General features: G+C 73.4%; 21 protein-coding genes. 5 read left to right on the top strand and 16 right to left on the bottom strand.

Annotation, left to right across the window (positions count from 1 at the left end; translation table 11 throughout):
• Nucleotides 1-425: 425 nt before the first annotated feature.
• A complete protein-coding gene (gene tyrS / locus ACIRS1_RS24030) occupies nucleotides 426-1,697 on the bottom strand; it encodes a tyrosine--tRNA ligase (RefSeq protein ID WP_402843130.1) in 1,272 nt (423 codons plus the stop codon).
• A gap of 294 nt (nucleotides 1,698-1,991) precedes the next feature.
• Between tyrS and ACIRS1_RS24025 the strand changes: the two genes are divergently transcribed.
• Entirely contained in the window at nucleotides 1,992-2,534 is a 543-nt protein-coding gene (locus ACIRS1_RS24025; protein ID WP_360211886.1) for an HNH endonuclease, read from the top strand.
• A 121-nt stretch (nucleotides 2,535-2,655) separates the two neighbouring features.
• On the opposite strand, the gene ACIRS1_RS24020 is transcribed toward ACIRS1_RS24025, so the two are convergent.
• The 7 genes from ACIRS1_RS24020 to ACIRS1_RS23990 form a co-directional block, all read right to left on the bottom strand.
• Nucleotides 2,656-4,746 carry a PQQ-binding-like beta-propeller repeat protein gene (locus ACIRS1_RS24020; protein ID WP_402843112.1) on the bottom strand — a complete coding sequence of 697 codons (2,091 nt, stop codon included), beginning with the start codon at nucleotides 4,744-4,746 and terminating at the stop codon, nucleotides 2,656-2,658.
• Nucleotides 4,747-4,915: 169 nt separating this feature from the next.
• Nucleotides 4,916-5,221 (bottom strand): 4a-hydroxytetrahydrobiopterin dehydratase, encoded by a 306-nt coding sequence (locus ACIRS1_RS24015; protein ID WP_387901612.1) that lies wholly within the window; start codon nucleotides 5,219-5,221, stop codon nucleotides 4,916-4,918.
• A gap of 38 nt (nucleotides 5,222-5,259) precedes the next feature.
• The gene (locus ACIRS1_RS24010; protein WP_360211880.1) at nucleotides 5,260-5,439 is read right to left on the bottom strand and encodes a DUF1272 domain-containing protein; all 180 of its coding nucleotides are present in this window, start codon (nucleotides 5,437-5,439) and stop codon (nucleotides 5,260-5,262) included.
• Nucleotides 5,440-5,504: 65 nt separating this feature from the next.
• Nucleotides 5,505-6,263 (bottom strand): sulfite exporter TauE/SafE family protein, encoded by a 759-nt coding sequence (locus ACIRS1_RS24005; RefSeq protein WP_402843108.1) that lies wholly within the window; start codon nucleotides 6,261-6,263, stop codon nucleotides 5,505-5,507.
• A 253-nt stretch (nucleotides 6,264-6,516) separates the two neighbouring features.
• On the bottom strand, nucleotides 6,517-7,569 hold the full coding sequence (locus ACIRS1_RS24000; protein ID WP_360211876.1) for an SPFH domain-containing protein: 1,053 nt from the start codon (nucleotides 7,567-7,569) through the stop codon (nucleotides 6,517-6,519).
• A 10-nt stretch (nucleotides 7,570-7,579) separates the two neighbouring features.
• Nucleotides 7,580-8,002 (bottom strand): NfeD family protein, encoded by a 423-nt coding sequence (locus ACIRS1_RS23995; protein ID WP_360211874.1) that lies wholly within the window; start codon nucleotides 8,000-8,002, stop codon nucleotides 7,580-7,582.
• Nucleotides 8,003-8,122: 120 nt separating this feature from the next.
• Nucleotides 8,123-8,914, bottom strand: coding sequence for an ABC transporter ATP-binding protein (locus ACIRS1_RS23990; RefSeq protein WP_360211872.1), 792 nt, complete (start codon nucleotides 8,912-8,914; stop codon nucleotides 8,123-8,125).
• A 148-nt stretch (nucleotides 8,915-9,062) separates the two neighbouring features.
• Between ACIRS1_RS23990 and ACIRS1_RS23985 the strand changes: the two genes are divergently transcribed.
• A complete protein-coding gene (locus ACIRS1_RS23985; RefSeq protein WP_402843103.1) occupies nucleotides 9,063-9,866 on the top strand; it encodes a hypothetical protein in 804 nt (267 codons plus the stop codon).
• A 30-nt stretch (nucleotides 9,867-9,896) separates the two neighbouring features.
• Here ACIRS1_RS23985 and ACIRS1_RS23980 read toward each other — a convergent pair whose 3' ends face one another.
• From ACIRS1_RS23980 to ACIRS1_RS23970, 3 genes are all read right to left on the bottom strand, one after another.
• Complete coding sequence (locus tag ACIRS1_RS23980) at nucleotides 9,897-10,547, bottom strand: response regulator transcription factor (RefSeq protein WP_360211868.1); 651 nt, start codon at nucleotides 10,545-10,547, stop codon at nucleotides 9,897-9,899.
• Nucleotides 10,540-11,637, bottom strand: a complete 1,098-nt coding sequence (locus ACIRS1_RS23975) for a GAF domain-containing sensor histidine kinase (RefSeq protein ID WP_402843128.1) — start codon at nucleotides 11,635-11,637, stop codon at nucleotides 10,540-10,542. Before ACIRS1_RS23975 ends, ACIRS1_RS23980 begins: the two co-directional genes overlap by 8 nt.
• Before the next feature lie 395 nt (nucleotides 11,638-12,032).
• Complete coding sequence (locus ACIRS1_RS23970) at nucleotides 12,033-14,606, bottom strand: FHA domain-containing protein (RefSeq protein ID WP_387901624.1); 2,574 nt, start codon at nucleotides 14,604-14,606, stop codon at nucleotides 12,033-12,035.
• A 213-nt stretch (nucleotides 14,607-14,819) separates the two neighbouring features.
• Here ACIRS1_RS23970 and serB point away from each other — a divergent pair, with 213 nt between their 5' ends.
• A complete protein-coding gene (serB, locus tag ACIRS1_RS23965; protein WP_360211864.1) occupies nucleotides 14,820-16,076 on the top strand; it encodes a phosphoserine phosphatase SerB in 1,257 nt (418 codons plus the stop codon).
• 106 nt (nucleotides 16,077-16,182) lie between these two features.
• Here serB and ACIRS1_RS23960 read toward each other — a convergent pair whose 3' ends face one another.
• From ACIRS1_RS23960 to ACIRS1_RS23950, 3 genes are all read right to left on the bottom strand, one after another.
• The gene (locus tag ACIRS1_RS23960) at nucleotides 16,183-16,710 is read right to left on the bottom strand and encodes a histidine phosphatase family protein (protein WP_360211862.1); all 528 of its coding nucleotides are present in this window, start codon (nucleotides 16,708-16,710) and stop codon (nucleotides 16,183-16,185) included.
• A 145-nt stretch (nucleotides 16,711-16,855) separates the two neighbouring features.
• Nucleotides 16,856-16,978, bottom strand: a complete 123-nt coding sequence (locus ACIRS1_RS23955; RefSeq protein ID WP_402843099.1) for an SGM_5486 family transporter-associated protein — start codon at nucleotides 16,976-16,978, stop codon at nucleotides 16,856-16,858.
• A gap of 203 nt (nucleotides 16,979-17,181) precedes the next feature.
• On the bottom strand, nucleotides 17,182-18,468 hold the full coding sequence (locus ACIRS1_RS23950; RefSeq protein ID WP_402843096.1) for an MFS transporter: 1,287 nt from the start codon (nucleotides 18,466-18,468) through the stop codon (nucleotides 17,182-17,184).
• 141 nt (nucleotides 18,469-18,609) lie between these two features.
• Between ACIRS1_RS23950 and ACIRS1_RS23945 the strand changes: the two genes are divergently transcribed.
• Nucleotides 18,610-19,284 carry a FadR/GntR family transcriptional regulator gene (locus ACIRS1_RS23945; RefSeq protein ID WP_360211856.1) on the top strand — a complete coding sequence of 225 codons (675 nt, stop codon included), beginning with the start codon at nucleotides 18,610-18,612 and terminating at the stop codon, nucleotides 19,282-19,284.
• Nucleotides 19,285-19,357: 73 nt separating this feature from the next.
• Here ACIRS1_RS23945 and fabI read toward each other — a convergent pair whose 3' ends face one another.
• Together fabI and fabG are read right to left on the bottom strand one after the other, a co-directional pair.
• Nucleotides 19,358-20,125 carry an enoyl-ACP reductase FabI gene (gene fabI, locus ACIRS1_RS23940; RefSeq protein WP_360211854.1) on the bottom strand — a complete coding sequence of 256 codons (768 nt, stop codon included), beginning with the start codon at nucleotides 20,123-20,125 and terminating at the stop codon, nucleotides 19,358-19,360.
• A gap of 2 nt (nucleotides 20,126-20,127) precedes the next feature.
• Nucleotides 20,128-20,847 carry a 3-oxoacyl-[acyl-carrier-protein] reductase gene (gene fabG / locus ACIRS1_RS23935; protein WP_360211852.1) on the bottom strand — a complete coding sequence of 240 codons (720 nt, stop codon included), beginning with the start codon at nucleotides 20,845-20,847 and terminating at the stop codon, nucleotides 20,128-20,130.
• Between the two features lie 318 nt (nucleotides 20,848-21,165).
• Between fabG and ACIRS1_RS23930 the strand changes: the two genes are divergently transcribed.
• A complete protein-coding gene (locus ACIRS1_RS23930) occupies nucleotides 21,166-22,311 on the top strand; it encodes an MBL fold metallo-hydrolase (RefSeq protein WP_360211850.1) in 1,146 nt (381 codons plus the stop codon).
• Nucleotides 22,312-22,439: the final 128 nt, after the last annotated feature.

Here is a 22,439-nt window from a genome sequence, read left to right as displayed (position 1 = left end):
GTTGACTTTTGGCACGCTGTTGAGTTCTCAAGGAACGGACACTTCCTTCGGTCTGCCTTCCAGCAGGCCCTCCGGGCGCTTCGTTCTTTCGTGTTCCCAGCTTATCAGACGCTTTCCGCTCCGTTTTCCGGAGTTTCATTCATCCGATGTACCGAACTGGTCGGTGTCGCTTTCCGCGACGTCCTCCACATTAGCGCATTCCGGGCGTTACCCGAAATTCACGCTCACCGCGGTTGACGGGAACGCCAACAGACCCACGTTAATGGGCGTCGAGGTGAGAGTGGGTCTTGCCGAGTGGTGTGGCCGCTTCAGCGACTCGTTCAACACTAGTCCACCTGCACGTCACCGTCAAACATCGAGGGCGGGATCCGGCTGGATCCCGCCCTCGATGGTAGAAGCCGCAGGTCAGCGGCGTCGTGTTTCGGTCAGATCGTGGCCGGCGCCAGCTCCGCCGCCGCCAGGTTGCGCTTGCCGCGGCGCAGCACGAGCCAGCGGCCGTGCAGCAGATCGGCCTCCGTCGGCACCGCCTCCTCGTCCGTCACCTTGACGTTGTTGAGGTAGGCACCGCCCTCCTTGACCGTCCGGCGGGCGGCCGAGCGGCTCGGCGCCAGGCCGACGGCGACCAACAGGTCGACCACCGGCTGGAGTTCGGACACCTCGGCCTTCGGGACCTCGGCCAGGGCGGCCGCCAGGGTCGGGGCCTCCAGGTCGGCGAGGTCGCCCTGGCCGAACAGCGCCTTGGACGCGGCGACGGCGCGCTCGTACTGCTCGGCGCCGTGCACGAGGGTGGTGAGCTCCTCGGCGAGGGCGCGCTGCGCGAGGCGGGCGGCGGGGCGCTCGGTGGTCTCGCGCTCGAGCTCCTCGATCTCCTCCTTCGAGCGGAAGCTGAAGATCCGCAGGAAGTTGGAGACGTCCCGGTCGTCCGCGTTCAGCCAGAACTGGTAGAAGGCGTACGGGGTGGTCAGCTCGGGGTCGAGCCAGACCGTGCCGGACTCGGTCTTGCCGAACTTGGTGCCGTCGGCCTTGACGATCAGCGGCGTGGCGAGCGCGTGGACGGACTTGCCGTCGGCCTTGCGGATCAGGTCCGTGCCGGCGGTCAGGTTGCCCCACTGGTCGCTGCCGCCGGTCTGCAGGCTGCAGCCGTAGCGGCGGTTCAGCTCCAGGTAGTCCATGCCCTGGAGGATCTGGTAGCTGAACTCGGTGTAGCTGATGCCCGCGTCGGAGTTGAGCCGTCGGGCGACGGCCTCCTTGGCGATCATGTTGTTGACGCGGAAGTACTTGCCCACGTCGCGCAGCAGGCTGATGGCGGACATCCCGGACGTCCAGTCGAGGTTGTTGACCATGCGCGCCGCGTAGGGGCCGTCGAAGTCGAGGAAGCGCGAGATCTGGGCGCGCAGGCGCTCGACCCAGCCGGCGACCGTCTCCGGGTCGTTCAGCACGCGCTCGGCGGTGGGCTTCGGGTCGCCGATCAGGCCCGTGGCACCGCCGACCAGGCCGAGCGGGAGGTTCCCCGCCTGCTGGATCCGGCGCATCGTGAGGATCTGCACCAGGTTGCCCAGGTGCAGGCTGGGGGCCGTCGGGTCGAAGCCGCAATAGAACGTGACCGGGCCGTCCGCGAACGCCTTGCGCAGTGCGTCCTCGTCGGTGGACAGGGCGATCAGCCCCCGCCACCGCAGCTCGTCGACGATGTCCGTCACGGTCACGCTTCTCCTTCGATCGGGCGCCCGCCCGGTGGTGGCCCCGGTTCCGTCGGGCCCCGGGTCGGTACGACTCCAGCGTGGTAGAGCCTACGCGGTCCGGGCCAGCGAGTTTTCGCCGAGGCGGCGTGCCGCGTTTCCCCGCCGGATCCCCGGCTCGCCTCCCCGATACCGGAAATTCCGTTGTTCGTCGGCTGGGGGCCCGTTCAGAGTGGCTTCACCGCCGTGCGGCGGCAGTGACGTGTGTGGAGACGGTCGTGCCGCCGTGGCACGCCCGCGGAAAGGGCGTGCCGAGTGCGCAACACGCTGGTTCTGAACGCGAGCTACGAGCCCCTGACGACGGTGTCGCTCCAGCGCGCCGTCGTCCTGGTGCTCCAGGACAAGGCGGTGGTGGAGCAGGCGCATCCGCTGCGCTCGATCCGGGGGACGGGAGTGACCGTCCCGGTCCCCCGGGTGATCAGACTGCAACGCTACGTCCGGGTGCCGTTCCGACAACAGGCCCCGTGGTCGCGGCGGGGTGTGCTGGCCCGGGACCAGCACCTGTGCGCCTACTGCGGTCGGCGGGCCACCACGGTGGACCACCTGCAGCCGCGGTCGCGCGGCGGCGAGGACAGCTGGCTGAACACGGTGGCCGCGTGCGCGGAGGACAACCAGCGCAAGGCGGACCGGACGCCGGAGCAGGCCGGGATGCGGCTGCTGCGTCGGCCGTTCGTGCCGACCCCGCAGGCCACCCTGATGCTCGCGCTCGGGCTGCGCGGCTCGGAGGCCAGGGAGCTGGCGGACTGGCTGCCGGAGGTACCGGCCCAGGCGGTCCCGTCGGCACTTCCGGCCGCCTGACCTGACGCCCGGCCGACCGGGGTCCGCCCGTCGGGGTCCGTCCGCCGGAGCCCGGTCGACGGACCTCGACGGGCCCCGACCGCCCCCGGCCCCGACCGGTCCGCCGACCGGGGTCCGGCGGCTACCCCTTGGCCTGGTAGACCGCCGCCGTGCCGAAGTTGGCGGAGTGCTCGGGCACCACGGCCACCCGCCCGCCGCCGATCAGCACCCGCCCGGAGACCAGCAGCGAGCCGGTGCCGGGCGGGAAGTTGCCTCCGGTCGCCTCCTGGCCGCCGGCGAGCGGGAAGCGGTTGAGGTGGGCGGGCTGGTCGCGGCGTTCGTCGGCGGCGAGCACCAGCGAGCCGCCGTCCAGGCCGACGGCCCGGACGGTGCCCTTAGCCGCGGTCGGCGACTTCCAGCGCTGCTTGCCGGTGTCGAGGTCGTAGCCGACCGCCACGGCCGGGCCGCCGCCGTTGGGCTGGACGAGCGTGGTGACCATCGTGCGGTCCTGGAAGAACACGTCGGGCGTGGCCGAGAACGTGCCGTGGGTGAGGTCCAGGCGGCCCCCGTCACCGACCACCGGTATCTCGGCGGCCGGGTCGCCGCCCGCTCCCCAGGCGAACACCCGGTCGTCCTCGGGCTTCCCGCCCGTGGTGAGGACGACGGGGGGTTCGGCGGAGAGGACGGTCACCGTCTTCGGCCGGTTGTTCAGGCCGCGCCACCAACCGACCTTGCCGTCCGCCGTGTTCAGCGCGACGGCCTGGTCGGCGGGGGTCGAGTCGGCGCACGAGGAGGCGATCAGCACGGTCTTGCCGCTGACGCCGCCGGACAGCGTGCAGAACTTGCCCTGCCCGGTGTACTGCCAGACGTCCTTGCCGTCCGCGGACTCCCAGGCGATCGCCCGGTCGTCGCCGACCGCGATCACCTTGTCCTCGGTGACGCCGATCCGGGCGACGTACGCGCCCTTGGCGTCCGAGACGCTCTTCGTCCACGCGGTCCTGCCGGTCTTGGTGTCGACGGCGGCGACGAGCGTGCACGGGCTCTTCGGGTCGGCCTGCGGCCGGAACAGCACCGCCCCCAGGCCCTCCTTGTTCACTCCGGCCGACAGCCCGCACGGCACGGCCCCGGCCGCCGGCGGCTCGACCGACCAGACGGGCTTGCCCGCCGCGAGGTCGTAGGCGCGCACCCCCGCGGCGTCGGCGCGGACCACCGCGTCGGCCAGCAGCCAGCTGCCGACCAGTGTGTCGTCGGTCCCGGTCGGCCCGGCCGCGGCGGCGGGCTGGGCGGACCACGTCCTGGTGTGGGCGACGGCGAAGCCGGGCTCGCCACCGCTGTCGGCGGCCGCCGTGCCACCGCCCTCGGCACCGACCGTCAGAGCGGCCGCGACCAGCACGCCCAGCGCGGCCACCCCGGCGCCGGTGCGCACCAGCAGGGCCCGTCGGCTGGGCACGTGCTCGCCGGAGAGCACCGTGCCGGCGGCGGCCCTGGCCCGGGCGCCGAGCGAGGACCCGGCCGGCGCAGCTGCACCGCCGCGGCGGCCGGCGGCCCGCGGGGGTGCGACGGGTGCGGGCTCCGGGGTCGACTCCCGGTCCCGGTCCGTGGCGTCCGCCGCAGCGGGCCCGGTCTCCGGCTCGGCCTCGTCGAGGTGCACGTACCCGTCGGCCGAGTACTCGGCCCCCGCCGGGACGTACAGCCCCTCCCCCGCGGGCTGTTGCCCCGGGTCCGGGTCCGGGTCCGGGTACGCCTGGTGTGGCTGGAACCGGTCCTGGAGGTGGCCGCCCTGGACATACCCGGTCGCGCCGTACCCGGCGTCGCCGTGGTGCGGGCCCGCGCCGTAGGGCGCGGGGTCGGCGTACGGCGCGGTCTGCTGGTACCACTGGGCCTGGTCGTACTGATGGGTCCGGTCGTACTGCTGAGCCCCGCCGTACCGGGAGGCCTGGTCGTACGGGAGGGCCTGGTCGAGGTGGGCGGGCTGCTCGCCGTACTGCGGCACCTGCCCGTAGCCCGCACTCGTCGGCCACTGCTCCTGCTGCCACTGCTCCTGCTGCCACTGCTCCTGCGGCCCGGACGGCGACTGCCCGAACTGCGGCTGCCCGGACGCCGCCTCTCCGGACAGCGGCTGCCCGAACGGCGCGGCCTGCGGAGGCTGCTGGTACCCACCGCCCGTCCAGGCCTGCTGCGGTTGGGGGTGCCACGGCTGCTGGTGGGCGTCTCCGAAGGGCTCCTGCGCCATCCGTTCCCGTCCCTCCGCGCCGCCGGCCAATGCGGCAGTCAGCATCTCACGCCCGCCGGAACACGCCCCTCCGCCCTCCCCCGGTGGTCCCGCAGGCCTGCCGCAGGCCTCCCTGGAGCCTCCCGCAGGCCTGCGTCGGACCGGCCCTCGGACCGGCGTCGGACCGGCGTCAGACCGCCGATTCGGCCCGCAGGGCCTCGTCGATCCGGGCGGCCAGGTCGACGTCCAGGGCGGTGAGCCCGCCGGCGCTGTGGGTGGAGAGGACGAAGCGCAGGGTGCGCCAGCGGATGTCGACGTCCGGGTGGTGGTCGAGCGCCTCGGCCTGTTCCGCGACGGCGACGACGACCCTGATCGCCGCCGGGAAGTCGGGGGCGTCGGCCGTGCGGGCGATGGCGTCGCCCTCCCGGGCCCAGTGCGGCAGCGCCGCCAGGGCCCCCGTGATCTCGTCCTCGCTCAGCCGTGCTCTGTTGCTCATCGAAGCGCTCCCGTTCGTCGTCGGGTCCAGGTGCGGGGTCAGGCGGCCCTCCGCCGCGGACGGGCCACCAGCTCGCCGCCGCAGTTGGGGCAGCCACCGGCCATGGCCTCGGTGCAGTCCGGGCAGAAGGTGCACTCGAAGGAACATATCGAGGCGGGACCGTCGGCGGTCAGCGACACCGCGCAGCGCTCGCAGGTCTCGCGCATCTCCAGGGCCACGGAGTACTCCTCGGGAGTCGGGGGCCGGCGGGACGGCCCCGCGGCCGGGGCGTTCTGACGGCCGGTCAGGCCAGCAGCAGCTTGGTGACGGCGGCGAGGCCGACCACCACGATGACCGCGCGCAGCACGGACGGCGGCAGGCGGCGGCCGACCTTGGCGCCGACCAGTCCGCCGACCAGCGAGCCCACCGCGATCAGCCCGGCGGCGGCCCAGTTCACGGTCGAGGTGAAGAGGAAGAACAGCGCGGCGACGGCGTTGACGATCATCGCCAGCGCGTTCTTCACGCCGTTGATCCGCTGGAGGTCCTCCTGGAGCAGCATGCCCATCAGCGCCATCAGCAGGACGCCCTGCGCGGCGCCGAAGTAGCCGCCGTAGATGCCGGTGAGGAAGACGCCGAAGAGCAGGACCAGGCCGCCGTCCGGGTCGCCGCCGGGGCGGCGGCGGGCGGCGACGGCCTTGGCGACCCGGGGCTGGACGACCACCAGGACGAGGGCGAGCAGGATCAGCACCGGGACGATGGCGTCGAAGGCGGCGCTGGGCAGCTTGGTCAGCAGCAGCGCGCCGAGCAGTCCGCCGAGCAGCGAGGCGCTGCCCAGGCGCAGCAGCCGGCGGCCCTGGCCGACCAGTTCGCGCCGGTAGCCGATCACGCCGCTGAGCGAACCGGGCACCAACCCGAAGGAGTTGGAGACGTTGGCGGTGACCGGCGGGATGCCGACGGCGAGCAGCACCGGGAAGGTGATCAGGGTGCCGGAGCCGACGATCACGTTGATCATCCCCGCGCCGACGCCCGCCACCAGGACGGCGACGGCCTCCCAGAGCGTCATGGGTCACCTCTCCTCTCGGTCCTGTCCGAACGGATCATGCCGGACGGCCCACCGGCCGGACCAGAGCCGCCCACGATTCGGGACGCACGCCACACCCGCGGCCCGGGCGCCCACCGGGCCGGCTCCCCCGGACCGGCCGCGCCCGCGTGGCGGGGCACCGCCGCCCGCGCGTGGCGGGGCCCCACCGCCCGCGCAACGACGGGGGCCCGCCGCCACCTGGCGACGGGCCCCGGGAGCGGGACGGCTCAGCCGGTCACTCCGGGTCGATCTTGCGGTACTCGCGCGCCGGGTCCACCCGGGGACGGGCGGCGCCCTTCTCGGTGTCCACCGGGCGCGGGCCGGAGGCCGGGTCGATCGGCACCTGGGTGGAGGCGGGCGCCACCGGCGGGACGGTCGGGGCGGCGACCGCGCCACCGTTCACCGCACCGCCGTTGCCGGTCATGCCGGTGAACGCGCCGCCGAGGCCCTTCAGCGCGTCGCCGACCTCGCTCGGGATGATCCAGAGCTTGTTGGAGTCGCCCTTGGCCAGCTCGGGCAGGGTCTGCAGGTACTGGTAGGCGAGCAGCTTCTGGTCGGCGTCGCCGTCGTGGATGGCCTCGAAGACCGTCCGGATCGCGGCCGCCTCACCGTCGGCGCGCAGCACCGCGGCCTGCGCCTCACCCTCGGCCTTGAGCACCTCGGCCTGCTTCTCACCCTCGGCCTTGAGGATCTGCGCCTGGCGCTGGCCCTCGGCGGTGAGGATCGCGGCGCGCTTGTCGCGGTCGGCGCGCATCTGCTTCTCCATCGAGTCCTGGATGGAGGTCGGCGGCTCGATGGCCTTCAGCTCGACGCGGTTGACGCGGATGCCCCACTTGCCGGTGGCCTCGTCCAGGACGCCGCGCAGGCCGGCGTTGATGACCTCGCGCGAGGTCAGCGTGGACTCGAGGTCCATCGAGCCGATGATGTTGCGCAGCGTGGTGACGGTCAGCTGCTCGATGGCCTGGATGTAGCTGGCGACCTCGTAGGTGGCCGCGCGGGGGTCGGTGACCTGGTAGTAGATCACCGTGTCGATGTTGACGACCAGGTTGTCCTGGGTGATCACCGGCTGCGGGGGGAACGGCACGACCTGTTCGCGCAGGTCGATGCGGTTGCGGACCCTGTCGATGAACGGGACGACGATGTTCAGCCCCGCGTTGAGCGTCCGGGTGTAGCGGCCGAAGCGCTCCACGATCGCGGCGCTGGCCTGCGGGATGACCTGGATCGTCTTGATCAGCGCGATGAAGGCCACCACGACCAGGACGACCAAAACGATAAGGACGGGTTCCACGGACTCTCCCCTAGACGACCAGGGCGGTCGCGCCCTGGATTTCGACGACGTCGACCTGCTGCCCCGGTTGGTACACGCTGTCCGGGTGGAGCGCGCGGGCCGACCAGATCTCGCCGTTGAGCTTGATCCGGCCGCCCTCCCCGTCGACGGTTTCCGCGACGACCGCGGTGGCGCCCTGGAGCGCCTCGATGCCCATCTTCACGTGCGGGCCCCGGCGCAGCTGCCGGTACGCGATCGGGCGCACCACCACCAGCATCGCGACCGAGACCCCGACGAAGGCCAGGGTCTGCCAGACCACTCCCGCACCCAGCCCGGCCACGCCGGCGGCGGCCGCCGCACCGACCGCGAACATGGCGAACTCCGGCATCGCGGTCAGCACCAGCGGTATGCCGAGCCCGACGGCGGCCAGGAGCCACCAGATCCAGCTGTCCACGCGTCCATCCTAGGGAGCGAAGGGTCTTCCAGGCGGACAGTTCCCGCAGGTCGAGGGGCGGAAACCGGTCGCACGTGCGACCGGTCCCCGCGGTCTCCCGGCGGCGTCGCGGACGGCGGGTCAGCCCAGCGGCAGGCCCTGCGCCGACCAGCGGTCCCCGTGGCGCTCCAGGGTGAGCGGCAGGCCGAAGCACTTGGAGAGGTTGCGGGCGGTCAGTTCGGTGTCGATCGGGCCGGCGGTGAGCACCTTGCCCTGCCGGATCATCAGGACGTGGGTGAAGCCCGGCGCGATCTCCTCCACGTGGTGGGTGACCATCGCCATGGCGGGCGCGAACTCGTCCTGGGCGAGCGCGCCGAGCCGGCGGACCAGGTCCTCGCGGCCGCCGAGGTCCAGGCCGGCCGCGGGCTCGTCGAGCAGCAGCAGCTCGGGATCGGTCATCAGGGCGCGGGCGATCAGGGTGCGCTTGCGCTCGCCCTCGGAGAGGGTTCCGAACTTGCGGCCGGTCAGGCCCGCCATGCCGAGGCGGTCGAGCAGCGCGAGGGCGCGGGACTCGTCGGACTGCTCGTAGGTCTCCTGCCAGCTGACGGTCATGCCGTAGGCGGCGGTGAGCACGGTCTGCAGCACGGTCTGCTCGGCCGGCAGCTTGTCGAACATGGCGGCGCCGGCCAGCCCGATCCGCGAGCGCAGCTCGAAGACGTCGACCTCGCCCAGCTTCTCGCCCAGCACGGACACCTTGCCCGCGGTCGGGAACAGGTAGGTGGCGGCGATCTGCAGCAGCGTGGTCTTGCCGGCGCCGTTGGGGCCGAGGATGACCCAGCGCTCCCCCTCGGAGATGGACCACGAGACCTGGTCGACCAGCGCGCGCCCCTCCCGGACCACGGATACGTCCACCAGCTCCAGCACGTCGCTCATGCCTACGCCTTCCCCAATACAAGAATTTCGGCCGTCGGTGCGGGCGGCGAGCCTACTCCGGCAGCCGGTGGGCACGGGGTGGGTGCGCCGCACACGCATGGGCAAACCTACGCCACGCGGATGACCGCCGATTCCGTAGGCTGGCCGGATGCTCGTGACTCCTGCCGACAATCCGTACGAAGAACCCCGTTCGGGGCGGCTGACCGCCTGGGGCAACGCCCTGCTGGCCGGTCTGGTGCCGCCCGACGACGCCGCCGCGGCCGTGCTGGGCGACGACGAGAGCCATCGGGTCACCGGTCTGCCCGGGGACGGACCGGGCGAGCTGCACGGCCTCACCTGGGCCCTGGGGCGGCTGCGGGTCCTCGGCGTGAAGGGCCTGCGGCTGGCCCTGCCGTCCGCCGGACACCCGCTGGGGCTGACCGGCCCGGCGCCGTTCAACGAGCGGGCCATGGGCGCGGGCGAGGCGGTGCTGGCGGTGGGGGTGCCGCTCGGCCTGGTCCCGGAGGTGGAGGTGTTCGGCCCCGCCGGTGACCGTTCGGCCACCGTCCTGTGGCGCTGCACCGAGGTCGAGGACGCCCCGCCGGCCGACGTGCCCTCGCTGCACGAGGCCGAGCGGGAGCTGGCGGACGGTCTGCGCGAGGCGACGCTGATGCTGACCCGGCTGGACGTGGCGGGCGCGGGCCCGGAGGCGCTGCGGGCCCTGGAGGCCCACCGGCGGCGCGGGCACGTCGAGCTGCTGGCGCCCGGCTACCCGCCGCGGGCCGTGCGGGTGCTGGAGTCGGCCCGGCAGGTGTCGGCACTGCTGGCGATCGCCGCGGGCGGGCACGGCGCGGCCGTGAGCGCCTCCGAGATGGCCGCGCGCGGGGCGGTGCTGGCGCCGCTGCGCCGCACCGCCCGGCGGGCCCAGGTGGCCGCCTACAACGCGTTGGTGGACGAGCGCGACGCGCGCTGACCGCCCGGGCCCGGCGCGGGGACTCGGACGCTAGCGGGCCTCGCCGTTGCGGACGGCCCACAGCGCCGCCTGGGTGCGGTCCGCGAGGTCCAGCTTCATCAGGATGTTGGAGACGTGGGTCTTCACCGTCTTCTCCGACAGGTGCAGGCTGCGCGCGATCTCCCGGTTGGAGCGACCGTCGGCGATGTGGCCGAGGACCTCGCGCTCGCGCTCGGTGAGGGTGCCGCCGCGGCCCTGCGGGGCCCGCGGCCCCTCGTCGGCGAGCAGCGCCTCGGCCAGTTCCGGCTGGAGCAGGACGTGGCCCGCGTGCACCGAGCGGATCGCACCGGCCAGCGCTTCGGGGTCGACGTCCTTGTAGACGTACCCGGCGGCGCCGGCCCGCAGCGCCGGGACCATGGTGCGGTGCTCGGTGAAGCTGGTGACGATCAGGATGCGGGCCCGGCTGCCCTCGCCCTTGAGCGTGCGCAGCGCCTCGATGCCGTCGACGCCGGGCATCTTGAGGTCCATCAGCACGACGTCGGGGTCGAGTTCTCGGGCGCGGTCGACGCCCTCCGCGCCGTCGGCGGCCTCGCCGACCACCTCGATGTCGTCCTGGACCTCCAGGAAGGTGCGCAGGCCGCGGCGGACCACCTGGTGGTCGTCGACCAGCAGGACACGGATCGACGCAGCGCTGTCAGGCACCGGGGACCTCCATCTCGACGAGCGTCCCCCGACCGGGGGCGGAATCCAGCATGAGCGTGCCGCCGACGGCGGCCGCGCGGTCGCGCATCGAGGCGAGGCCGAGGTGGCGGCCGGCCCGGCGGACGGACTCGGGGTCGAAGCCCCGCCCGTCGTCGCGCACCCGCAGGACGGCGCCGCGCCCCGGGGTGCCGGCCAGGGTGACGGTGACCCGGCCGGCGCCGGAGTGGCGCAGCGCGTTGTGCAGCGCCTCCTGGGCGACCCGCAGCAGTGCGGCCTCCTGGGCGGGCGGCAGGGCGCGGACCCCGTCGGCGGCGAAGGCGACGTCGGCGGTGTGGGCCCGGTCGAGGACCTGCACCTGGGAGGCGAGGGTGGCGCTCAGCCCGTCCTCCTCGAGGGCGGCCGGGCGCAGTTCGACGACGACGGCGCGCAGTTCGTCGGCGGCCTCGGCGGCCAGCCGGGCCACCTCGGCGAGTTCGGCGCGGGCCCGGGCCGGGTCGCGGTCGACGAGGGTGGCGGCAGCCTTGGCGGTGAGCCGCAACGAGAAGAGCTTCTGCGAGACGGCGTCGTGCAGGTCGTGGGCGATCCGGGCGCGCTCGCCGGCGAGGGTGAGTTCGCGGCTGCGCTCGTAGAGGCGGGCGTTGGACAGGGCGAGGGCGGCGTGCGCGGCGAGGATCCGCAGCAGTTCCTCGTCGTGGTCGGTGAACAGGCCGCCGCCGCGCTTGTTGGCGAGGAAGACGACACCGATGACCTGGGGTTCGTCCTCGGCGGCCTCGGCGTCGAGGATCGGCATGCCGAGGAAGGCGTCCATCTCGGGGTGGGCGGCGGGCCAGCCGCCGAAGGCGGGTGCCCGGCGGACGTCGGCGAGCCGGGTGGAGCCGGTCTCGTGCAGCATCTTGGCGAGCACGCCGTGCTGGCGGGGCAGCGGGCCGATCGCCCGCCACTGCTCGTCGGTGACGCCGTCGACGACGAACTGGGCGAAGCCGCCGTGGTCGTCGGGCACTCCGAGGGCGGCGTACTCGGCGCCGAGGAGGTCGCGGGCGGAGGCGGTGATGCGGCGCAGCACCTCGCGGACCTCCAGGTGCCGGCTCATCGCGAGCAGCGCCTGGCTGACCTCCTCGATGCCGGTCAGGCAGGGGTCGCAGGCGGGCACGGGGCCGGCCGGGCTCCGCTGGTCACTGGGCGTGCTGGGCATGACGCCAAACTACCGCCGTCGCGGGGGCGGCCGCGTCCGTCCACGGCCGCGCGGGACGCAGGTCCCGGGACCTAGGTCGTCGGGCCCGGGCCGGGCGGCGGGGGCGACGGGCGACCGGGGGGCGACGGGGGCTGCCGGGCGAGCGACCGGGGGGCGACGGGGGCTGCCGGGCGAGCGACCGGGGGGCGACGGGGGCTGCCGGGCCCGGGCCGGGCGGGACCCGCCCCGGGAACGCCGGAGGGCGGCCCTCCCGGGGTGGGAGGGCCGCCCTCTGCCGGCCGGGCTGGCGGGGCTCAGCCCTTCTGCATGACCTCGGGCTCGTGGCGGCGCTGGAGCCTGGTGACGACGACGCCGATGACGATCGAGATGACCACCAGGGCGCCCGCGTCGATGGCCCACTGGGCGACGCTGTGCGTCCAGAGCGGGTCGTACTCGGGGTTCTGGAAGTCCTTGTTCCAGGGGCCCATGAGCTTCGACAGGTCGAGCGTGGTGGACACGATGCCGGTGCCCCAGCGGGCCGGCATCAGCCAGGCGACCTGCTCCAGGCCGGGCTTGCTGAAGATCTGGAACAGGCAGCCGGTGAAGACGACCTGGACGATGGCGAACATGACCAGCAGCGGCATGGTCTTCTCGGCGGTCTTCACCAGCGCGGAGATCATCAGACCGAACATCATCGCGGCGAAGCTGAGCAGGATCATGCCGATGGTCATCTCGATCAGCGGCACGTCCTTGACGATCAGGCCGTGCTCGGGCAGCTTGCGCGGCAGGAAGCCGACGGCGGAGATGATGGCGCCCTGGATCACGCTGAAGATGCCCAGCACGATGATCTTGGACATCATGTACGCCGACCGGGAGAGCCCGGTGGCCCGTTCCCGTTCGTAGATCGCCCGTTCCTTGATCAGCTCACGGACCGAGTTGGCCGCGCCGGAGAAGCAGGCGCCGATCGCCAGGATCAGCATGATCGTCGCGGCCCCGCTGTTGAGGTGGAGCTGCGTCTTCGGGTTGGGGGCGAGCCCCGGTTCGTTCGGGATCAGCACGCTGACCGCGCCGATGACCGCGGGCAGCAGCACCGACAGGGCCAGGAACCCCCGGTCGGAGGCGAGCACCGACATGTAGCGGCGCATCAGCGTCCACAGCTGCGAGCCCCAGCTCTGCGGCTTCGGCGGGCGGACGGCCTCCTGCGCGACCTGGGCGTGCTGCACCTCGCCGGACTCCACGTCGGGGGCGGAGTACTGCTGGTAGTGCACCGAACCGCGGTAGCGGCCGGCCCAGTCGTGGTCCGGGTAGTTCTCGAAGGCCTGGAAGACGTCGGCCCAGGTCTCGTACCCGAAGAAGTGCAGCGCCTCGTCCGGCGGCCCGAAGTAGGCCACCGAGCCACCCGGCGCCATGACCAGCAGGCGGTCGCAGAGCGCGAGTTCGGCCACCGAGTGGGTGACGACCAGGATGGTGCGCCCGTCGTCGGCGAGGCCGCGCAGCATCTGCATGACCTCGCGGTCCATGCCCGGGTCGAGGCCCGAGGTGGGCTCGTCCAGGAAGATCAGCGACGGCTTGGTGAGCAGTTCGAGGGCGACCGAGACGCGCTTCTGCTGGCCGCCGGAGAGCGCGGTGATCTTGTTGTCGGCGCGCTTGTCCAGGCGCAGCTCGTAGAGCACCTCGTCGATCCGGGCCTCGCGCTCGCGGGCCTCGGTGTCGCCGGGGAAGCGCAGCCGGGCCGCGTACTTGAGGCCGGTGCGGACGGTGAGCTCCTTGTGCAGGATCTCGGACTGCGGCACCAGGCCGATCCGCGAGCGGAGTTCGGCGAACTGCTTGTAGAGGTTGCGCCCGTCGTACAGCACGTCGCCGCGGTCGGCCGGGCGGTAACCGGTGAGGGCGCGCAGCAGGGTCGACTTTCCGGAGCCGGAGGGGCCGATGACGGCGACCAGGGACTTCTCCGGGACGCCGAAGCTGACGTCGTTGAGCAGGATCTTCTTGGCGCCCTTGTGCTCGACCTCGACGGTCAGGTGGCGGGCGGAGAAGGAGACCGCGCCGGTGTCGACGAACTCCTGCAGCTGGTCGCCGACCAGGACGAAGCTGGAGTGGCCGACGGTCAGCCGGTCCTGCGGGCCCATCAGCTGGCGCTGGACCCGCTGGCCGTTGAGGAAGATGCCGTTGTGGCTGCCGAGGTCGACGATCTCGTAGCGGCCGTCGGGCAGCTGATGCAGTTCGGCGTGGTGGCGGGAGACCTGGAGGTCGGAGACCACGATGTCGTTGTCGAGCGCACGACCGATCCGGACGGTGCGCATGGCCGACGTCAGGTTGCGGATCATCGTCGGCTGCGGACCGCCGCCGCCGTGCTGCGGCGCCGACGGGAAGGCCTGCTGCTGCGGGAAACCGCCCTGCTGGGGCGGGAGGCCGCCCTGCTGCTGCGGGAACGGCTGCTGCTGGCCCGCCCACCCCTGCTGCGGCTCGGGCTGCGGGGCGTACGGGGCCTGCGGCGACCAGCCCTGCTGCGGGGCCGGCGGCTGGGGCGTCGGGGTGGCGCTGCGGCTGGTGGCGGCCTCGTGCCAGGCGGGGGCCTGCGGGGCGGCGGCCTGGGCGGGCGCGGAGAAGCCGAGCCGGGGGCCGTTCTCCGGGTTGCCGAGGTTGACGGCGGCACCGGGGAACAGCTGGGCCTGCATCGTGCGGGCACCGGCGACGTAGGTGCCGTTGGTGCTGCCGTGGTCGTCCAGCTGCCAACCGCTGCCGTTGAAGGTGATGGTCCCGTGGTGCCAGGAGACCCTGGCGTCGTCGAACGGGAAGTCCGACTGCGGGTTGCGCCCGATGGTGTAGGACCGCCCGGGCTCCAGAGTCCGCTGCTGTCCGTTGATCTCAATGACGAGTTGCGGCACTGCTCGCCTGCCCCGCTCTCTCGGTCCCCCGAATTGTGGCCCCCGACCAGGGGTGCGATGTTCCTGAAACTGACGGGGGGAATCATTCCAGCCCGCCGACCGCCAATAAAAGTCACCCCGGGTGACTGTGACCAGGCTGCTACCCGGGCGCGCGTCCGCGACGTGGGACGGGTGCTCTGGGGCCCGCGGCCGACGGGTAGCGTGGGAGGCACCATGAACGCATCGCCCCTGGCCGCTGAGCCCCTCCCCGCCGCCCAGCCCCGGACCGCGGACGAGCGCACCCTGCTCGTCAAGGTGTTCGGCAAGGACCGCCCCGGCATCACCGCCGGCCTCTTCGCCACCCTGGCCGGCTTCGGCGTCGACGTGATCGACATCGAACAGGTCGTGACCCGTGGCCGCATCACCCTGTGCGCCCTGGTCACCCCGCCCACCGCCCCCGGCGCCGAGGGCGGTCTGCGGGCCACCGTGCACCGCTGGGCCGAGGAGCAGAAGCTCCAGGCCGAGATCCTCTCCGGCATCGGCGACAACCGGCCGCGCCGCGAGGGCCGTTCGCACGTCACCGTGCTCGGCAACCCGCTGACCTCCGCCGCGGTCTCCGCGCTCACCTCGCGGATCACCGCCGCCGGCGGCAACATCGACCGCGTCTTCCGGCTCGCCAAGTACCCGGTGACGGCGGTCGAGCTCGCCGTGTCCGGCGTGGCCACCGACGAGCTGCGGGCCGAGCTCGCCCAGGAGGCGGCCGCCCAGCGGGTGGACGTCGCGGTGGTCGCGGCCGGGCTGGAGCGCCGGGCCAAGCGCCTGGTGGTGATGGACGTCGACTCCACGCTGATCCAGGACGAGGTGATCGAGCTGTTCGCGGCCCACGCGGGCTGCGAGGAGGAGGTCGCCGGGGTGACCGCGGCCGCGATGCGCGGGGAGCTGGACTTCGCCGAGTCGCTGCGGGCCCGGGTGGCGCTGCTGGCCGGCCTGGACGCCTCGGTGACCGAGAAGGTGCGCGCGGAGGTCCGCTTCACGCCGGGCGCCCGCACCCTGATCCGCACGCTGCAGCGACTGGGCTTCCAGGTCGCGGTGGTCTCCGGCGGGTTCACCCAGGTCACCGACCACCTGGTGGAGCAGCTGGGGCTGGACTTCGCGGCCGCCAACACCCTGGAGGTGGTGGACGGGAAGTTCACCGGCCGGGTGGTCGGCGAGATCGTGGACCGCGCCGGCAAGGCCCGCTGGCTGGCCCGGTTCGCCGAGCAGGCCAAGGTGCCGCTGGAGCAGACGGTGGCGATCGGCGACGGCGCCAACGACCTGGACATGCTGAACGCGGCCGGGCTCGGCGTGGCGTTCAACGCCAAGCCGGTGGTGCGCGAGGCCGCCGACACCGCGGTGAACGTGCCGTTCCTGGACACCGTGCTGTACCTGCTGGGCATCACCCGCGAGGAGGTCGAGGCGGCCGACGCGCTCGACGGTACCCCGACCGAGTAGGACCCGAGGACGTACGAGAGGGGCGCGCAGACTGGTCCGCGCGCCCCTCTCCCGTGCCCGGCCAGGCCGGCCCGCCGGGCTCCGGCGGGGGCCGCTCCGGCGGACCTCAGTCCTGCGGCGTGTGGTACGCGACGAGCGCGGCGGCGCCCGGCTCGACGCCCTTCCAGGACCCGTTGAAGTCGAGCACCGCGATCGCCGCCGTCGGGAAGCCCCCGAGACGCAGCCGCTCCAGCGCGTCCCGGTCGCCCTCGTCCCCGGCCAGCACCTGGGTCAGGCCCAGCACGCCGGGGTTGTGCCCGACCAGCACCACGTCCGAGTACTCCTCCGGGGTCTCCTGGAGGACGGCGATGATCTCGCCCGGGCTGGCCTCGTAGATCCGGTCCTCGTACACCGTCTTGCGGGCCCGCTTGGGCAATTCGTGCGCCGCCAGCTTCCAGGTCTCGCGGGTGCGCAGCGCCGTGGAGCAGAGCACGTAGTCGGGGTTGATGCCGGAGTCGGACAGCCAGCGGCCGGCGTCCGGGGCCTGGTGACGGCCCCGGTCGGCCAGCGGCCGCTCGTGGTCGTCCACGCCGTTGGGCCAGTCGGCCTTGGCGTGGCGGAGAACGATGATCCTGCGGGGCGTGTCGGCGCTCATACCCAGCAAGCTTGGCAGAAAAGCCGCTCGGCGGCGCGACGCTCCCGGCCGCCGCCACTCCCAGGGGTGGCGGGTGCCGTCACGCGCCGTTCACCGGCGGGTCACCCCGGGTACGGCGGCGGGCGGGCTCCGACGGGCGGGCGGGTCAGCCCATGGACGAGGCGACGGAGGCGATGACCGCCACCAGCACCACGACGCCGACGATCGCGAGGGCGAGGCGGCCGAGCTGCTTGCGGCCGTCGGTGGGGTTGGGATCGAGAACGGGCATGCCCGGAATTCTCCCACCTCGAACGCGCCCGCCCGGCACCGGCCCCTCGATCCGGGGCAGCCGTTGGCCCGCGCTTGGCCGGGCCTTGACCGACGCGGCCGGACCCGCACCCGGACGGGGCGGGGTTCGGCCCCGCCCCGCGCGGTCGGACCCCGCCGAGCGGTCGGGCCTTGACCCGAGCGGTCAGGCCCCGCCTCGCGCGGTCAGGCCCTGACCCGCTCCGCGGGGTGGACCGCCTCGTCCTCGATGTGCCGGGCCCTCGCGGCCCGCAGCCCGAACAGCATCTGCGGCACCAGCAGCAGCGCCAGGAAGCCCAGCGGCAGGTACCACTCGCCGGTGAGGCCGTAGATCCGACCGATCAGGATCGGGCCGGGGACGGCGATCAGGTAGCCGACGCCCTGGGCGAAGGCGGACAGCTGCGCGACCCCGCCCGCGGTCCGGGCGCGCAGCCCGATCATGGTCAGCACCAGCGGGAAGGCGCAGTTGGACAGGCCCACCAGGACCGCCCAGACCCAGGGGGCACCGGCCGGGGCCAGCGCCAGCCCGGCGTAACCGGCGATGCCGAAGGCCGCCAGCACGACGACGAAGAGCCGCTGGTCGCCGCGGCGGGCGGCCAGGTTGGGCAGCACGAAGGAGACCGGCACGCCGATCACCATGGTCACGGCGAGCAGCACCCCCGAGGTGCCCTCGTCGACCCCGGCGTCCTGGAAGATCTTCGGCAGCCAGCCCATCACCACGTAGGCGCCGGTGGCCTGGAGGCCGAAGAAGCAGGCCATCGCCCAGGCCGTCCGGCTGCGGGTGATCGGCAGCCTGGCGGGCGCGGCGGGCGGGCCGCCGGCGCGTTCGCGCCGCTCGCGGTTGGCGCGCAGCACCGGCAGCCAGAGCAGCAGGGCCAGGGCGCCGAGGCCGGCCCAGACGCCCAGGCCGACGCGCCAGTCGCCGCCGAGCGCGCTGGTCATCGGCACGGTGACGGCGGCGGCCAGCGAGGTGCCGGCCGACAGCGACATCGAGTAGAGGCCGATCATCGGCCCGACCTTCTCCGGGAAGTAGCGCTTGATCACCACCGGGATCAGCACGTTGGAGACGGCCACACCGGCCAGCGCGAGCGCGGTCAGCAGCAGGAACACCGCGGTGCCGCCGGCGAAGGAGCGGGCCAGCACGCCCGCGGTGATCGCACCCATGCCCGCGGTGATCACCGCGATCGGGCCGATCCGCCGGGCCATCGAGGGCGCGGCGAAGCCGAACAGCCCGAAGCAGAGCGAGGGGACGGCGGTGAGCAGCCCGGCGAGCGTGGGGTTCATCCCGAGCTCGGAGCGGACCGGGTCCATCAGCGGCCCGAGGCTGGTGACCACGGGGCGCAGGTTGAAGGCGGCGGCGGCGATCGCGACGGCGAACAGCACGCCCAGGTAGCGGGAGGGGTGGGAGGGCCGCTCGGTCTGCGGCCGGGCCTCGGTTCGTGGGGAGGCGGCGGTGTCTGCTGCGGGAGGCATGGCGCCATCATAGAATGATGGGATGAATTGATGCACCTCGGACTTGGCATGATGTGCCGACCCCGTTCGTTCCCCCACCGGACGTCGGCCCCCACCGACCGGACCCGTTCGTCCTCCCACCCGCAGCCGCAAGGAGTCCCCGTGGCGCTGTCCTCGCCGAGGCGCACCCCCCTGTCCGACCAGGTGATCGCGCAGCTGCGCGCCCAGATCACCTCCGGGGAGTGGCCCGTCGGCTCGCGCATCCCGACCGAGGCCGCGCTGGTCGAGCAGCTCGGCGTCGCCCGCAACACCGTCCGCGAGGCCGTCCGCGCCCTCGCGCACAACGGGCTGCTCGACATCCGCCAGGGGTCCGGCACCTACGTGCTCGCCACCAGCGAACTCGCGGGGGTGATGCACCGCCGGTTCGCCGACGCCGACCAGGCCCAGGTCGCCGAGCTGCGGGCCGCCCTGGAGACCTCGGCGGCCGGCCTGGCCGCCGCCCGTCGCACCGACCGCGACCTCGGCCTGCTGGACGCCGCGCTGGACCGCCGCGAGGCCGCCTGGCACTCCGGCGACGCGGAGGACTTCGTCCAGGCCGACGCCGCGTTCCACCAGGCCGTGGTGGCCGCCGCCCACAACGACGTGCTCGCCGCCGTGTACGCCGACCTCGGCGAGGTCACCCGCGCCCACCTGCGGCACGACGTCGGCCCGGAACTGATCGCCGAGCGTTACATCGGCCACGACACCATCCTCGACGCCATCCGGGCGGGCGACGCCCAGCGCGCCTCGGTCGAGGCCGGCCGCGCCATCGGCGCCTGCGGCCCGGCCGACGCCTGAGCGGCCCCGGACGCGGGAACGCCGCTGCCCGGCACCCCCACGGGGTACCGGGCAGCGGCGTACGGCGGAGCGGTCAGGCGCCGATGGCGTGCAGACCGCCGTCGACGTGGACGATCTCGCCGGTGGTCTTCGGGAACCAGTCCGACAGCAGCGCGACGACGCCGCGGCCGGCCGGCTCCGGGTCGCTCAGGTCCCACTTCAGCGGGGAACGGTGGTTCCAGGTGTCGGCCAGGTCGCCGAAGCCCGGGATGGACTTGGCGGCCATCGAACCGATCGGGCCCGCCGAGATCAGGTTGCAGCGGATGTCCCGCGAGCCCAGGTAGCGGGCCAGGTAGCGGTTGGTCGACTCCAGGGCGGCCTTGGCCGGGCCCATCCAGTCGTACTGCGGCCACGCGTACTGCGCGTCGAAGGTGAGGCCGACGACCGAGCCGCCGTCCTGCATCAGCGGCAGCAGCGCCATGGTCAGCGACTTCAGCGAGAAGGCCGAGACCTGCATCGCGGTGGCCACGGACTCCCACGGGGTGTCCAGGAAGTTGCCGCCCAGCGCGTCCTGCGGGGCGAAGCCGATCGAGTGGACGATGCCGTCCAGGGTCGGCAGGGTCTCGCGGACCTGGTCGGCGATGCCCGCCAGGTCCTCCTCGCTGGAGACGTCCAGCGACAGCACCTTGACCGGCTTCGGCAGCTTCTTGGCGATCCGCTCGGTCAGGCTCGGGCGCGGGAAGGCGGTGAGGATGATCTCCGCGCCCTGTTCCTGCGCCAGCCTGGCGGTGTGGAAGGCGATGGAGGACTCCATCAGCACACCGGTGATCAGGATCCGCTTGCCCTCGAGGATTCCACTCATGATCAGTGACCCATGCCCAATCCGCCGTCGACGGGAATGACGGCTCCGGTGATGTACGCGGCCTCGTCCGAACCGAGGAACCGCACGGTGGAGGCGACCTCGGCGGGCGACGCGTAGCGGCCCAGCGGCACGCCCGAGACGATCTCCGCGCGGCGCTCGTCGCTGAGCACGGCGGTCATGTCGGTGTCGACGAAGCCGGGGGCGACCACGTTGACGGTGATGTTGCGCGGGCCGAGCTCGCGCGCCAGCGAACGGGCGAAGCCGACCAGGCCCGCCTTGGACGCGGCGTAGTTCGCCTGGCCCGGCGAGCCGGAGAGGCCCACGACCGAGGAGATCAGCACCACGCGGCCCTTGCGGGCGCGCATCATCAGCTTGGAGGCGCGCTTCACGACCCGGAAGGCACCGGTCAGGTTGGTGTCCAGGACGGAGGTGAAGTCCTCCTCGGACATGCGCAGCAGCAGGGTGTCGTTGGTGATGCCCGCGTTGGCGACCAGCACCTGGACGGCGCCGTGCTTCTCCTCGATCTCGGTGAACGCGGCGTCGACCTGGGCGGCGTCCGTGATGTCGCAGCGCACCGCGAGGACGTCGTACTTCTCCAGGGCCTCGGGCACCTCGCCCGAGCGACTGGTGATGGCCACCTTGTCGCCGGCTTCGGCGAAGGCCTGGGCGATCGCGAGGCCGATGCCCCGGTTTCCTCCGGTGACGAGAACCGAGCGGCTCAACGATCCACCTCTCTCCGTGTGTGAGCGCGTACGTCGGAAACGCGTACGCAGTGTGACGCTATCGGGCGGTCGGCGGTGTCGACGCATCGAGCTCCCACAGCGCCGCACGATCGGAACTGTCGCAATCCGACAATCCGTACCCGGAGCGCCCGGTGCCCGCTCACCTGCCCCGATCGGGTCGAGGCCGGGGCCGGGCCGGGGGTACCGTACGGGAACAACACCCCCGGGCGCACCCGTTGCCCCCGTGGTGCGGACCGACCCGGGACCGGCCGTACCGCCTCCCCCCGTGAGTCCCGGCGAGGAACGAAGGCAGGGCGCATGACCAAGGCACGGCCCGGGAGCACCCCCCGGCGCGGACGACTGCTGGCCCTGACCGCCCTGGCGGCCGGCCTGGGAGCGGCCGCCTGGTCGCTGCGCGACCTGCCGGCGGCGTTCGGGCGCCGGCCCGACGGCGAGCGCGAGGAGCGGGTGCGCGACTCCCCGCAGTACCGCGACGGCGTCTTCCACAACGCCCCCTCGACCCTCGCCCGCGCCGCCGCCGGGCCGGGCTTCGACCGCGGGACGGCCCGGCGGATGCTGTTCGAGCGCGAGGGCCGCGTCCCCGCCAACCCGGTGCCCACCGTCCGCCCGGCCGGGGCCGCGGACGCCTGCGCCGAGGGGGTCGCGATCACCTGGTACGGGCACGCCTCGGCGCTGGTCGAGATCGAGGGCGCCCGGGTGCTGCTCGACCCGATCTGGAGCGATCGCTGCTCCCCGTCCGCGCACGTCGGGCCCAAGCGGCTGCACCCGGTGCCGGTCGAGCTGGAGGAGCTCCCGCAGGTCGACGCGGTGCTGATCTCGCACGACCACTACGACCACCTGGACATGGCGACGGTCAAGCGCCTGGTGCGCAGCCAGTCCGCGCCGTTCGCGGTGCCGCTGGGCATCGGCGGCCACCTGCGCCGCTGGGGCGTCCCGGAGCACCGGATCATCGAGCTGGACTGGGACGAGACCTGCACGCTCGGCGAGCTGGTGCTCACCCTCACCTCCGCGCACCACTTCTCCGGCCGCGGCCTGACCCGCAACACCACCCTGTGGGGCTCCTGGGTGATCGCCGGCCCGACCCGCAAGGTCTTCTACACCGGCGACTCCGGCTACTTCGAGGGCTACGCCAGGATCGGCGCCCAGCACGGCCCCTTCGACGCCGCGCTGGTGCAGATCGGCGCCTACGACGCGGCCTGGGCCGACATCCACATGACCCCCGAGGACGCCGTGCTCGCCCACCGCGACCTCGGCGCCGGCCTGCTGGTGCCGGTGCACTGGTGCACCTTCAACCTCGGCCTGCACCCGTGGGCCGAGCCGGTGGAGCGGCTGCTGGCCGAGGCGAAGACGCAGGCCGTCCCGCTGGCCGTGCCGCGCCCCGGCGAGCGGGTCGACGTGGACAACCCGCCGGAGCTGGACGGCTGGTGGGAGGCGGTCGGCTGACCCGGCCGGCATGACGGCGGCGCACCGGTCGAAATGCGCTGGCCGAAACCCCCTGGACGGGCCATGATGCGGTGCGGGCGCCCCTGTGCGGCGCCGCACCGCCACCCTCCGCGACCAGGGAGCCCGAT

The organism is Kitasatospora sp. NPDC101176, from assembly GCF_044768035.1.
In the GTDB taxonomy this organism is placed as follows: Bacteria; Actinomycetota; Actinomycetes; order Streptomycetales; family Streptomycetaceae; genus Kitasatospora.
The sequence above is the reverse complement of the archived record's forward strand: the minus strand, read 5'-3'. Positions and strand labels throughout refer to the sequence as shown.

Bases quoted from the DNA above. Each gene is read 5' to 3' on its own strand.
- fabI (WP_360211854.1), bottom strand. From the start codon at position 20,125: ATGAGTGGAATCCTCGAGGGCAAGCGGATCCTGATCACCGGTGTGCTG.
- serB (WP_360211864.1), top strand. From the start codon at position 14,820: ATGAACGCATCGCCCCTGGCCGCTGAGCCCCTCCCCGCCGCCCAGCCC.
- ACIRS1_RS23955 (WP_402843099.1), bottom strand. From the start codon at position 16,978: ATGCCCGTTCTCGATCCCAACCCCACCGACGGCCGCAAGCAGCTCGGC.
- ACIRS1_RS24005 (WP_402843108.1), bottom strand. From the start codon at position 6,263: ATGACGCTCTGGGAGGCCGTCGCCGTCCTGGTGGCGGGCGTCGGCGCG.
- ACIRS1_RS24015 (WP_387901612.1), bottom strand. From the start codon at position 5,221: ATGAGCAACAGAGCACGGCTGAGCGAGGACGAGATCACGGGGGCCCTG.
- ACIRS1_RS23930 (WP_360211850.1), top strand. From the start codon at position 21,166: ATGACCAAGGCACGGCCCGGGAGCACCCCCCGGCGCGGACGACTGCTG.
- ACIRS1_RS23990 (WP_360211872.1), bottom strand. From the start codon at position 8,914: ATGAGCGACGTGCTGGAGCTGGTGGACGTATCCGTGGTCCGGGAGGGG.
- ACIRS1_RS24020 (WP_402843112.1), bottom strand. From the start codon at position 4,746: ATGGCGCAGGAGCCCTTCGGAGACGCCCACCAGCAGCCGTGGCACCCC.
- ACIRS1_RS23985 (WP_402843103.1), top strand. From the start codon at position 9,063: ATGCTCGTGACTCCTGCCGACAATCCGTACGAAGAACCCCGTTCGGGG.
- ACIRS1_RS23975 (WP_402843128.1), bottom strand. From the start codon at position 11,637: ATGAGCCGGCACCTGGAGGTCCGCGAGGTGCTGCGCCGCATCACCGCC.
- ACIRS1_RS23950 (WP_402843096.1), bottom strand. From the start codon at position 18,468: ATGCCTCCCGCAGCAGACACCGCCGCCTCCCCACGAACCGAGGCCCGG.
- ACIRS1_RS23960 (WP_360211862.1), bottom strand. From the start codon at position 16,710: ATGAGCGCCGACACGCCCCGCAGGATCATCGTTCTCCGCCACGCCAAG.